11 protein-coding genes are annotated in these 13158 nt (G+C 46.4%); 1 reads left to right on the top strand and 10 read right to left on the bottom strand.

What is annotated here, in order from left to right; genetic code table 11:
- Nucleotides 1–248: 248 nt before the first annotated feature.
- The 9 genes from ACXAHI_RS13220 to ACXAHI_RS13180 all read right to left on the bottom strand — a co-directional run bounded on the left by ACXAHI_RS13220 (nt 249) and on the right by ACXAHI_RS13180 (nt 10838).
- Complete coding sequence (locus ACXAHI_RS13220) at nt 249–1862, bottom strand: long-chain fatty acid--CoA ligase (protein WP_474849877.1); 1614 nt, start codon at nt 1860–1862, stop codon at nt 249–251.
- Nucleotides 1862–2923 (bottom strand): CaiB/BaiF CoA transferase family protein, encoded by a 1062-nt coding sequence (locus ACXAHI_RS13215; protein WP_474848534.1) that lies wholly within the window; start codon nt 2921–2923, stop codon nt 1862–1864. Before ACXAHI_RS13215 ends, ACXAHI_RS13220 begins: the two co-directional genes overlap by 1 nt.
- Nucleotides 2923–3729 (bottom strand): SDR family oxidoreductase, encoded by an 807-nt coding sequence (locus ACXAHI_RS13210; RefSeq protein WP_474848532.1) that lies wholly within the window; start codon nt 3727–3729, stop codon nt 2923–2925. The genes ACXAHI_RS13215 and ACXAHI_RS13210 overlap by 1 nt, the downstream gene beginning before the upstream one ends.
- Before the next feature lie 12 nt (nt 3730–3741).
- The gene (locus ACXAHI_RS13205; protein WP_474848530.1) at nt 3742–4116 is read right to left on the bottom strand and encodes a MaoC/PaaZ C-terminal domain-containing protein; all 375 of its coding nucleotides are present in this window, start codon (nt 4114–4116) and stop codon (nt 3742–3744) included.
- Nucleotides 4117–4126: 10 nt separating this feature from the next.
- Entirely contained in the window at nt 4127–4564 is a 438-nt protein-coding gene (locus ACXAHI_RS13200) for a MaoC family dehydratase N-terminal domain-containing protein (RefSeq protein ID WP_474813672.1), read from the bottom strand.
- Nucleotides 4565–4577: 13 nt separating this feature from the next.
- Nucleotides 4578–5723, bottom strand: a complete 1146-nt coding sequence (locus ACXAHI_RS13195) for an acyl-CoA dehydrogenase family protein (protein WP_474848528.1) — start codon at nt 5721–5723, stop codon at nt 4578–4580.
- Nucleotides 5724–5738: 15 nt separating this feature from the next.
- Nucleotides 5739–6923 (bottom strand): acetyl-CoA acetyltransferase, encoded by a 1185-nt coding sequence (locus ACXAHI_RS13190; RefSeq protein ID WP_474848526.1) that lies wholly within the window; start codon nt 6921–6923, stop codon nt 5739–5741.
- Nucleotides 6913–8328, bottom strand: coding sequence for an OB-fold domain-containing protein (locus ACXAHI_RS13185; RefSeq protein WP_474848524.1), 1416 nt, complete (start codon nt 8326–8328; stop codon nt 6913–6915). The genes ACXAHI_RS13190 and ACXAHI_RS13185 overlap by 11 nt, the downstream gene beginning before the upstream one ends.
- 533 nt (nt 8329–8861) lie before the next feature.
- Nucleotides 8862–10838: a hypothetical protein gene (locus ACXAHI_RS13180; RefSeq protein WP_474848522.1), complete on the bottom strand. Its 1977-nt coding sequence runs from the start codon at nt 10836–10838 to the stop codon at nt 8862–8864.
- Between the two features lie 272 nt (nt 10839–11110).
- On the opposite strand from ACXAHI_RS13180, the gene ACXAHI_RS13175 reads away from it, so the two are divergent.
- On the top strand, nt 11111–12460 hold the full coding sequence (locus ACXAHI_RS13175) for a dipeptidase (protein ID WP_474848520.1): 1350 nt from the start codon (nt 11111–11113) through the stop codon (nt 12458–12460).
- Nucleotides 12461–12851: 391 nt separating this feature from the next.
- Here ACXAHI_RS13175 and ACXAHI_RS13170 read toward each other — a convergent pair whose 3' ends face one another.
- Nucleotides 12852–13064, bottom strand: coding sequence for a hypothetical protein (locus ACXAHI_RS13170; protein WP_474848518.1), 213 nt, complete (start codon nt 13062–13064; stop codon nt 12852–12854).
- Nucleotides 13065–13158: the final 94 nt, after the last annotated feature.

The following is a 13158-nucleotide window of genomic DNA, read 5'->3' as shown; positions in this document are numbered from 1 at the left end:
CTGACATAAAACTGGTTTCTTTCTAACGGACCGCTTCACTTTGAGCCAGTGAAGTCGATTAGAATAGACAGTTTCTCTTATATTTCTATTTATTATTTTGAATTTTATCAATATTCTTTACAAATTTCAAATTACCATTATGTAACAATGCTGATCGTGAAGCAAAACAAGAAGCCTGATTAAAACTTAATCAGGCTTTCGATGATCGTGCTAGAATGCTAGTTTCATCACTAAAGAGACACCTTTTCCTACTCCAATACGAGTTCTTCACTCAATTTATCCCTGAGTGCCCTCTTCAAAAACTTCCCGACAGACGTTTTCGGAATTTCATCCATAAATACGATATCGTCAGGGAGCCACCATTTAACAAATTGAGTAGAGAGATAGTTTATGAGTTCATCTTTTGATACGTCGTCATGTCCTTCCTGTAGGACGACACATGCGACGGGTCGTTCCTGCCACTTTTGGTGTGGAATCGCGATCACGGCAGCTTCATAAACAGCATCATGCGTCATAAGAGCATTCTCGAGGTCAACGGATGAAATCCATTCCCCGCCACTCTTGATGAGATCCTTCGACCGGTCAGTAATCTGGATGTACCCATCATCATTGATTTTCGCTATATCTCCAGTATATAGCCAGCCGTCACGGAACGATTCCTGCGTACGCTCATCTTTGTAATATTCACTCGCAACCCAAGGACCTCTAACGATCAGTTCTCCCATCGTTTTTCCATCCCACGGGACGTCTCCGTTTTCATTGATGACACGAACATCGAGCCCAGGAATCACCATTCCTTGCGTAGCTCGGGTGTCGATTCTATCTTCCATCGAAATGTTGTCCATCTTACTCGAAAGCGTTGAAAGAGAGACGATTGGACTCGTTTCTGTCATCCCGTACCCTTGAATAAACGGAATGTTATGCTTTTCTTCAAACGCACGGATAATATTCTTCGGTGCTGCTGAGCCTCCGCAAACGACAGCTCGTAAGCTACTGATCTCATAGCTTTCTTTCTCAAGTAGATTCACAAAAGCCAGCCAAATCGTCGGCACGCCTGCTGTCACGGTCACCTTTTCCTCTTGGATAAGTGACGCGATGACTTGAGGTGTCATGTTAGGACCAGGAAGAACGAGCTTCGTTCCGAACCATACAGAAGCGAAGGGCAGCCCCCAAGCATTTGCATGGAACATCGGCACGATCGGTAAACACACATCACGTTCAGAAAGTCCTAGAGAATCGGCTAACCCTGTCGCCATGCTGTGGAGAACGATTCCGCGATGAGAGTAGACGACTCCCTTAGGATTACCAGTCGTCGCAGACGTATAGCACATCCCAGCAGGAGCGTTTTCATCGAGATCTTCTCGAAGCTGGAAATTCTCGTCTCCTTCTTGTAACAGTTCTTCATATGAATACACTGGTGAAAGAGTTGTCTCAGGCAGCGTCTCTTTATCACTCATGATGATGTACGTTTCTACTGTCGTCAGTTTATCTTGAACTTTTTCGATAAGAGGAACGAGATCTTCATCAACCATTAGAATTTTGTCTTCTGCGTGGTTAACGACGTAAGCGATATGTTCAGGTGATAGACGAATGTTAACCATATGAAGGACAGCCCCCGAACAAGGTACCGCAAAATAGGCTTCTAAATGACGATGGTGATTCCATGCGAAAGTAGCGATTCGGTCTCCTTCTTTCATCGAAAGCTTTGTCAATGCACTAGCGAGTCGCCTCGTTCGCTTCGCATACTCTTTATACGTAAACCTCTGTGTACCAGTCAATGTCCGTGACACAATTTCCTTATCCGGGAAATAACGCTCTGCTCGATTAATCAACCCTGTCAGAATCAAAGGTGTGTTCATCATCATTGATCACGCTCCTTTTTAAATGTGTCGATCGTATCCTGTCCTAAAAGTGGTGCAGATTGGCCAACAGCATTGGGGTTCGTCACGATATGTACCTGCTCACCTCTCCTTACTAGTCCTCGATCCGTGCCATACGAATGAGCCATCACCTCCTCTACGTTTAATACAGGGAATAAACAGCAATCATGCGATTCACCGAACGAAGTCCATTCTGCCATCGTTCTCTCTTTGAATAGCACGTTGATCTCTTCATGAAGATCACTCTTAACAGGTGAAAAAGCGTGCGGCAACCATTCGACTTTTCCAACTCCATGGCAAAAGTTCTTCCAGAAATGCGGCTCGAGTGCTGCGAGCGATACGGACCGACGATCCTTCGTTTCGTACAGTCCGTAGCACACTAAGCTTCCATCTATAAAATCAGGACCATCTAGTTTGTTCTTTTTCAAGTGATACAAAGCATGCGTGCCCATCATCGTTAGCGGGACATCATTCAAAGCAAGATCGAGGTAACACCCTTTTCCTGTTCGCTCCCTTTGAAAAAGTGCAGCTGAAATACGCTCTGAGGCAACGATTCCTCCACCATAATCAACGGTTGTAAACGTTGGTTGTACAGGTCGTCCATTTCCATCTAGATGTTGAGAAAGCAGCCCGCTTAATCCTTGGTAGTTCAAATCGTGACTCCCTAAGTGAGCATGTGTCCCCGATTGCCCGAACCCTGAAAGGGAACAGTAGACGATAGTAGGCTTGATCTTCTTTACTTCTTCATAATGAAGTCCGATTCGCTTCATCACGCCTGGGCGAAAGCTTTCGATCACAACATCGATCGTTTGAAGAATCTCACTTAATTCGCTCACTTTCGCTGTATCTTTTAAATCGACCGCAATGCTTTTCTTTCCACGATTGTTTGCTTCATAGACGAGGCCATCTGCCATCTGCCTTGCCGGATCGCCGTTCAAAGGCTCAACCTTGATGACCTCAGCTCCGAGATCAGCTAGCCGCTGCGTAGCATAAGGACCTGGCAAGTACTGCGTAAAATCCAGTACCCTAACGCCCCCTAGCATCACGTATACCAACCGCCGTTAATATGAAGAACTTGTCCATTCGTATAGTTTGATAGCGGAGATGCCAAATAGAAGATTCCCTCAGCCGCTTCTTCAGCCGTTCCCGCACGCTGCTGCGGAATCGATTGTTCGAACATTTTCTTCACTTTCTCTGGAATCCCGACCGGAACGCCGTTTACCGTTTCGCCTTTTTCCTTCGATTGCGTCAGGCGCGTATCGATCAGACCGAACGCTACAGCATTACAGTTGATGTTAAACGCTCCCCATTCACGTGCTACGGTTTTTGTGAGCCCGATCATGCCCGCTTTTGCAGAGGAATAGTTCGCCTGTCCAACATTCCCCATCACGCCTGCTACGGAGGACACGTTGACGATCTTCCGGTACTTCGCTTCACCCGTTTCCATCTCTTTTTTCGCGGCTTCCCTCATATAAGGCGCTGCAGCCCTCGTAAGCTTGAACGGTGCGATAAGATGAATATCGAGCATGGCTTGAAACTGTTCATCGGTCATTTTATGAAGCAAGCCATCCCACGTGTAGCCTGCGTTATTTACGAGAATATCGACGCCTCCGAACTCCGATGCCGCCTTCTCCATAATTGAAGTTGCGAAGTCACCCTCTGTGACGTCACCCGCGAACCCGATTGCGGTTCCACCACGCTCTTTTATTTCGTTCACAACTTCTTCTGTTGGTGCTTCATCTTTATCCGATACAACGACTTTTGCTCCCGCATCAGCCATCTTTAATGCAACTGCTCGGCCAACGCCTCGGCCAGACCCTGTAATAATGGCAACTTGATCATTTAACATCGCTCATTCCTCCTACATCTGTACGTGAAATATACCCGATAGTTTTTTCTCATCCTTTTCATTCACAACGACAACTTCACCAATCAACACGTTTTCATCAGTTTCTTCTTTTATAAAGCCCTTTACGGTTAAAGCTTCACCTGGAAGCGTCATTTTTTTGAACCTCACCTGAAATGCCTTTAGCTGTTCTGGTTTAAACCACGTCGTCAACGCTTGTCCTGCCATTCCCATCACAAGCATGCCGTGTGCGATCACGTCAGGTAAGCCCGCTTCTTTCGCCACGGGTACGACCGTATGAATCGGATTAAAATCACCAGACGCACCTGCATACTTCACAAGCTGAGAATGCGTGATCGGCTTCTTCTTAACTGGTTGTAGTGCTGACACGTTATCCCTCCTATCGTTCGATTACAACAGACCTTGCGAGTAGTACGTTCTCGTTTCTCTCATTTCGATAGAGCGTTTCGAGTGTGAACAGGGTTAGCCCGCCCTTTTCTTTCTGATCGACCACCTTCATCATTGCGGTGATCGTATCGCCTGCAAAAACCGGATTCATATACTCATAGCTTTGTTCTCCGTGTAAGACTTTCAATGGATCGACCTCTAGCATCTCGATCAAATCTTCAAAACTTGCACCACCCCACATATCGATAACAGTCGCGAAGGTTGGAGGTACCGGCAGATCACGGTACCCCTGTTTCTTCGCGAACGCAACGTCGTGGTAAATCGGATTATCATCCCCTATGGCATTTGCAAACTCCCGCACCTTCCCTCTTTCAACTGTAAACGTGAACGGTTTTGTTTCGATGCCGACCTTGTTTTGAATTGCGCTCATGTTATCCCCCTTTCTACAATCCTATATTTTTAGCGATGATTGTTTTCATAATCTCATTCGTTCCGGCATAGATCGCCGACACAGGAATGTCACGAAACCTTCTCGCAATCTTGTATTCTTCCATATAGCCATAGCCGCCATGAAGCTGCAGGCAGCGCTGTGAAACGCTTTTTGCCATATCCGTGTGCCAGTATTTCGACATCGACACTTTCGTAACGATGTCTTCCCCCTCCATATGTTCAGCGATCAGGGAATCGAGAAACGTCCTGCCGATCTCGATTTCTGTTTTCATCTCGACCATCTCAAACTGAATATGCTGAAACTTTGAGATACTTTGACCGAATGCCTTCCGCTCTTGAATATACTGCATCGTCATCTCAAACATATCTTCAGCCGCTACCTGAGCAGCGATCGCGACAAGCAAGCGCTCCTGCTGAAGCTTTTCCATCAAATAAAGAAACCCTTTGCCTTCTTCACCGATTAGGTTTTCTTTCGGAACACGACAATCTTCAAAAAACAGCTCTGCCGTATCCTGACAGTGAAGACCTACTTTATTAAGCTTTCTTCCTCTTGAAAAGCCAGGATGATCGCGCTCAACCGCAAGTAAGCTCACACCTTTATACGCTGGCTTCACATTGGGATCCGTTTTCACCGCTACAACCACAAGATCAGAATGGATGCCGTTCGTAATAAACGTCTTGGACCCATTCACAACGTAGTGGTCACCTTCTAGAACAGCCGTCGTTTTGATGTTCGCGAGATCTGAACCTGCACCAGGCTCCGTCATGGCGATCGCGGTAATGATTTCACTCGACACGCACTTTGGCAGCCAGCGCTTCTTTTGTTCTTCTGTTCCATACGATTCAATGTACGGTACAACGATGTCGTTATGAAGCCCAACGCCAACGAGCCCTGATCCGATTCGCTCAAGCTCTTCATTGATGATGACCGCATAGCCCCAGTCCGCTTCAAATCCACCATACGCTTCAGGGAGTGTTGGACAGAGATACCCTTGCGCCGCTAACTTCTCCCAGAAGCTGCGCGGAATAAGGCGATCTTCTTCCCATTTTTCATAAAAGGGTTCTGCTTCTTTAGCGAGAAATTTACGCAGTGACTTACGAAACGCCTCATGATCTTTTGTTAAATACGGATGTTTCATCTTATTAGCTCCTTTTTAAGAAAGGTTTTTCCCAACAATCGAAATAAACGAGACACACTGCCACGGATAGCCGCCAAGGTTATGGGTTAACCCAACCTTCGGATCATCTAACTGACGCTTATCCGCTTTCCCTTGAAACTGCAGATACATTTCATATAACATCCGAAGCCCGCTCGCACCGATCGGATGACCGAACGATTTCAATCCACCATCTGGATTCACCGGGAGATCTCCTTTTAGATCGAAGCGTCCGTTTTGGACATCCTTCCACCCTTCTCCTCGCTCACTAAAACCGAGGTCTTCATAAATCACAAGCTCCGTCGGTGTAAAACAATCGTGCACTTCGGCCATATCGATCTCTTTCCTTGGGTTCTTTATTCCAGCCTGCTTATAGGCATCTTCTGCAGCCCGAACGTTTTCTTGAATGCTAGTAAAATCAAAGTCCTGCGTCAGCATGCCTTCACCGGGTCCAGCCGCGATACTGAGCGCTTTAACGAGCATCGGATCGTTTCGATATTTTTTACTATCCTCTGTTCGAACAATTACGGCAGCCGCCGCCCCATCTGCGACGCCAGAGCAATCGAGTACGCCGAGAGGAGCCGCGATCATCGGCGAATTGATGATTCGCTCTATCGGGATCTCTTTTTGATACTGAGCCTTCTTATTCAAAGCTCCGTTCGCATGATTCTTCCATGCGATTCGGGCCAAAACTTCTTTCCCTTGTTTCGCTTCCAGCCCATATCGGTTAAAATATGCCGGAGCGAGCAACGAGAACGATGCCGGAGCCGTAATATTCGGTGACGTTCCATCTCCAGGAGATGAATTCATAACGAGTCCGCTATATCCAGAGTCCTTTAACTTCTCAACACCAACGACGAGCGCCACATCATACGCCCCGGCTGCGACCGCATAACACGCGTTTCGAAACGCTTCAGAACCCGTCGCGCACATGTTCTCGACCCTCGTAACAGGGATGTAGTCACTCTTCAGTGGACCTGAAAGCGTCATGCCCGCATAGCCTGAATCCATCGTCCCGATCCAAGCCGCTTCAACATCCTTAAGCTCGATCCCCGCATCGTTCAAGGCCTCGTGCGCTGCTTCGATAATCAAATCATCTGTGCTTTTATCCCAGTGCTCTGAAAATTTCGTACACCCCATTCCAACGACCGAAACCTTATCGTGAATTCCTTTACGACTCATGATGAACACCTCTCTTTGGAACGACTTTCCAAAAGTAATTATTGATTCCTCCTGCTTCATATAACTTACGGAAGCTGAACTCCACCTCAGTACCAATCGAAATTTCTTCAGGACCGCAGTCCGTTGCTTGAGCAAGCAGCCTGCTTCCACCTTCGATATCGACCACCGCAAAAATCGTCGGAGGCGACACAGAAGTAGCAAGGTAATCGACCGTATAGGTTGCAACCTTCGCTCGTTTACCCTGGAGTGAGAACGGCTTCATCTCATCTTTCACATGACACTTCACACACACGCGCTGCTTCGGATAATAGCTCTGCCCACAATTCATGCACTCTGATCCAAAAAGACCTAGGATTTGATCTAAGTTACGCTTCAAAGCCGGCGCTGAAGGTGTAGCTGCTCCAGGGCGCCTTCCTTCGTCCACCTCTAACAATTCGTACCAGCGCAAGTAATCGCTGTAACTGACGGTTGTTCCATGTGAAAGCGTTTTCTTTTGTTTGTAAGAAGAAACCGCTTCTGTTGTCTGAAATAGCATTCCTTCGCATCCATCTCCTGCCTGAAGCCATAGAATCGTCTGCCCGGGAGTGCTTTCTGAAAGTGCTTTTGTAAGCATATAAGGACCGTTTGCCGTACCAAGATGCCCAATACTCGCATCACCAATATAGTTGATTTGCTCTTCGTTCGCGCCGATCTGTTTTGCCAATGTGATCGAAAGCTTTTCGGTTGGTCCCGCTACGATGACGGTATCGATGCGATCAAGTGACTGGTTCGTACTGTTTAGAAGCTCTTGAGCGCATTGAAGTACAGCGTCTGATACGGAATGCGCGATGAACCGATCTTCCCACTGTCGTAAAAATTGATCCTGTGCGGTTCGCCACTGACTCATTTGTTCCCCAGCCACTTGTGCTGACCCGATCAGCTCTGCGAGTACATCTTCCCCTTCTCCGAGAAGAAAAGATACGGCTCCTGCCCCCATTTCAGCTTCGAGGGGACTCTTTGGCTTTGCGAGCCTCCGATCGGACAAACTCACAAGAATGGATCCCTTCTTCGCTTCAACTGCGTTCATACCTGCTCGAATGGCGTTCGTAGCAGCACGAAGACTATTCCCATAGTCGATTGTTCCAGTATTCGCAGGAAGGTGGAGCGCTTTAGCGAGCGTCACGCTACACAATTTCTCTTGATACGGTGACGTTGTCGATGCAAAATACACCGCTCCAGGCTGGTTCTTCTCTAGTACGTCACCTAACGCTTGCGATGCGTTTACCGCCATCGTTAGACTATCTTCATCATAATGAGCGACAGATTTTGTCCCTTTTCCAGCATATCCGCCATGAAAGCCAGCGACTTCCTTTTTTGAAATGCGGTGATGAGGAAGGTACACTTCATATGCGATAATCCCCTGCATAGTTAGCCTCCTTTTCTTTGCTTATCCGCTGGTTCACCATCTATAAACCGAGACGAATTTTTCGGGTATAATAATTATGATAATATTCAGAAAACAAGCATGTAACAACATTTCGGTAAAAATCGTCAAATTCCTTTCGACTCATCATTATTGCAGTATATTTCTTTAAAATAAAAAAGGTACCTTCCTGTTTCGGAAGGTACCTTAGAGTGTAGAGAAAGTCTTGATATTTAAATGAAAGTAGTTGATCATTCCCATTCGTATTATTGTTAATGGATAGTGTAATATCTGTCTGTTAACCATTGGACGGAACGTTCGTTTTATATAATTTCTGATCAAGTAGGAGAGACGATCGCGGACTCCTGCGGTAGAACGGGCGGCCGAGACCGGGGTGTGGGTTTCACCTCGGGCTTGGACGTTCGTCCGCGGAAAGCATGCGATCGTCATCGACTACGGTGTCGGGAGCACCGCATATTGATATAGGTTTCTCGACAAACTGAGGTACCTTCCTGTTTCGGAAGGTACCTACTTGTTTATAGTACAAATGGATTTTTGAGATCGACCCATTGGTACGTTTGTCCCCAGCTGTTTTTAGCAAGCTCGGTAACTTTCTCGACTAGACTCAGATCGACATCTTCTAGACTGCCCATCTCATTCGGATTGTAGTGGAACGCATACACCCGGGAAAGGAATTGATCGAACGGCAGGGACGCTTCTCCTTCTTCTTCTCCATTGTTTCGAACCGTTGATCTGATTCCCTGCCCCCAGTTTTGGCCACTGTCGTTATTCGGATTGTAAAAGTACACCCTCATCTGACCTGAAGGATCAGGTGCGATTCTTTGAATCGAGATCGCATGCAGTCCAAGAAGATCAGCATTCGCAGTCGTAACAAAAATCCCGACCGGGTTCGGATAGATGAGCTGATGCCCGCCGTTGAAATCTGGATGGTGAGTCGCATAAAATAGCTTCGCGAACTCGTCATAATCCGCTACGGCACCTGTGACCGGCTGAATACAGGATGAAAATTCTTTTGAAATCCATTGTCCATAAAAAGATGGGTTAACCCATTTGTGGCCATCTTCCCCTCTTAACGCACAACGCTTCATCATGTCATCATAGATGCGATCTAAGTGTGGCACTAACACTAGTGAAACGGGATCGAGCTCCGTATGAAGATCCGGCGCAAGCCCTCCTGAAAGAAGCGATGAGTTGATCTCGATTCCTTCAAACATCATATCCACTTCGCCATCACGACACGCTCTCGTTAACAGTTCTAATAAATAACCCGGGTCATGCTGTGACCAAAGACTGATTCCCCGCGCAGACTGACACGTTGGGTTCAGACCTTGCCCTATTCCAAGCGGCTGTCCTAGAACGCTCACAACACCAGACAGTAAAAGACCAACTGCCGTAACGTCCTCAGAAAGGTTACGAGAAGCTAACAGATCTTTTTCAACTTCCGGAAGAAGCTCAAGCTCCACGATCCGTTCGAGTGCTGGAATAACGGGCGGCGATGATAGAACGCCTCGCTCAAGCATCCGCGCAAGCCCGTAAAGAGCCTGACAAGTTGACCGATGAATCGCAAGCGTAATGATTTGTTTCACGATCTCAAAATGCTCATTTAAATTTGCTTCACCTTTTTCCGTAAGATCAAGCGCAATCGTCAGGAGTTCCGTTTCATCTTGCTGAGCTAACTCCCTCACAAGGTCCGCATGAATCGGTGACACGATACCCGTATCACGCATGATGTTCGCAAACGCATCGGCCTCAGACACCTTCTCTGCTTTTGAAAGCGCCATGAACTCTTTCACATATTCTTGCTGATACGTTTTACTCAACGATGTCGGTCCATTCAAGCTATCGATATACCGCTGAATACTCGCTTTCCCTTCAGGCGTGAGATCTGGCTCATGCAATAAGTTTTCAGCGTAGCTGATCATCTCCACGATACGGTTGACCATGATCGGTCGCTGTGACGTCAGTCGATCGATTTCATTCACGAACGTTGGAGCGAGAGAAGCTAGTGATAATTTGTTCGCGAGATATTGAAACAATAGGATCCCGCGCTTGTTTTCTTGCGTTTGACTGATGCGAGCTTCCTCTGTTTCAGGAGGGAAAATGAGTTCTAAGTTCAACGCCATAATCGTCGTGAGCAAACCCTTCGCTTCTTCCGCTTTCAGCTTCGAATGCTGAAGATCGCCTTTCGCAATCGCCAATAACCTTAACTCACTCAACACTTCAAATACAGAATAGTTACCATCTATTTTAAATGAACCAGAAACGAGCTTAGGCTGCAGCTTACGTGGATTCTCCCACGGACCATCCTGAAAAATGCCTGCATTCTCATACTCCTCTACAAGCTCATACAGCTCATCGAACATCTCATTGTCGATCAAAACCGCCGCATGTCTAAGAACATCATCTACTACAGCTGGATTTGAACCGGTTGACAACGTTTGAAGACTTCTCGCAAACTGCTCTTGTTCATGATTTGAATATGAAGTTTTCATACTCGCACATCCCCCAATTAGTTTAAGATAGCAATTTGTACCCGCTTCTTGATGAGTAGAAACCTTTTTTTGTAAAATATTTTTATATTTTTACAAAATCAGCCGTATGAAGAGTTCTCTTCGGATAAGCTTGCTCAAACTACCTTTTTCGCTGGATAACGACTGGATACGAGAATTCACTAAAATCTATTACTCTAACTTCCATCATTTTTGTCTACATATGCGCCGTCTATTATAATAGAAGGACTGATAACCTGAAGGAGGTTCTAGCAATGAAAGAAACCATCGCACTACATAAAGAATCATATCTCGATGAACTAAAAGAGTTCTTGAAGATTCCTAGTATTTCCGCCGATCCTGCCTACAAAGAAGATGTACAAAAAGGAGCTGGCTTTGTTGCAGACGCGCTCAAAAAAGCTAGCATGGAAAACATCGAAATCATCGAAACAGAAGGCCATCCAATCGTATACGCCGACTGGCTTCATGCAGAAGGAAAACCAACTGTGCTCGTTTATGGCCACTACGACGTCCAGCCTGCTGATCCCCTCGAACTGTGGGAAACCCCTCCTTTCGAACCAGTCATCCGGGACGATAAGCTATTCGCCCGCGGTGCGACTGATGATAAAGGACAGCTCTTTATCCACATCAAAGCGATGGAGCTTTTAATGAACGAACACGGCAAGCTTCCTGTTAATGTGAAGTTCTGTATCGAAGGCGAAGAGGAAATCGCGAGCCCTAACCTCGATCCTTTTATTAATGAAGAAAGTGAAAAGCTAAGCTGTGACGCGGTGCTTATTTCAGATACGTCATTCATTGAAAAAGGCTTACCCGCGATCTGCACGTCGCTTCGCGGCGCACTTGCCATGGAAGTAAACGTGAAAACAGCAAACACCGACCTTCACTCAGGCGTGTACGGTGGCGGCGTTCCGAATGCTGTTCACTCACTCGTCCGCCTTCTCGACTCTCTTCATGATGAGAATGGCAAAATTGCGGTAGAAGGCTTTTACGAAGGCGTACCTGAATTAACCGATACACTTCGAAAAGAAGTCGCAGAAATTCCTTCTGACGAAGAAGCGATGAAAAAAGAACTCGGCCTATCTGCTCTATATGGAGAAGAAGGCTTCTCATTCAAAGAGCGAACCGGCATCCGTCCGACCCTTGAAATCAACGGCATCACAGGAGGCTACCAGGGAGATGGCATCAAAACGATTGTTCCGTCTGAAGCGAGTGGAAAAATTAGCTGCCGTCTTGTTGGCGATCAAGATCCACAGCACATCTATGAGCTGATCGAAAAGCACCTTGAAGCACATTGCCCAGTAGGCACAACGCTTTCCGTTAAACAGTTCATCAAGGCAAGACCGGTCGCTCTCGATTCTCGAAACCCGATGATTCAAAAAGCAGCCGACGCTTATGAAAACGTGTACGGAACGCGCGCCCTCTTCCCGAAAGAAGGCGGTTCGATCCCGATCGTCGAAGTTTTCGCAAGAGTGCTCGACGCTCCCGTTGTCCTCATGGGCTTCGGACTCCCATCTGAAAACCTTCACGCGCCAAACGAGCATTTTCATTTGGAGAACTTTACGAAGGGGATCGAGACGGTTGTGACTTATTTGGAGTCGTTGTAGGGAGTGTGCGGGGAGATGAGATGATTCCCAAGGCGAGGTTTCGCTGATATAATTTGATTTCGCTGATATATTCGATTTTTCGCTGATATAATCTTAAAATCGCCGATATATCCTAATTTTCGCTGATATATTCTCAAATTCGCTGATATATCCTGGTTTTCGCCGATATCCACCTCTCTCCCCCGCTTCTACCCATGCAAAACGCCAGCGGTACACTGCACCGCTGGCGTTTTCCCTTCTTTTACTAAATTAGTAGACATCTAATTAGCTAAGAAACTCTCATTTTGGCTAATAAATTGAGATTTTGGACAATAAATCTCAGTTTTAGCTAATAAATTTCGTTTTTAGACAATAAACAGACCACTAGCAACTAAAGAGCACCCAGACAACGTCACTTTTCTCGATTCTCTTCCACTCTTCCATTCCTTTCTTTCTCTTCATAAGCATCTCCACGCGAAGATCCACCGTAAATCTCATTATGAGGAGTATATCCTGGTGAACGAGTTAATTCATCTTGCTTTGTAATCGATCGCCGAATCATCCTTATGACGAATAGCGCGACTACCACAATAATGAGGATTTCCCCCACCGTGTACCAATTCATTTTAAATCAACTGTCTTTATTCCTACAACGGTTTGTAACATCTCGGACACTCTTGTGAGCCTGTTGTTCTTTCCATTTTCTTATTGCAATAGTG

The organism is Anaerobacillus sp. ABD4_527, from assembly GCF_056160805.1.
This window is presented reverse-complemented; position numbering and strand designations above follow the sequence as displayed.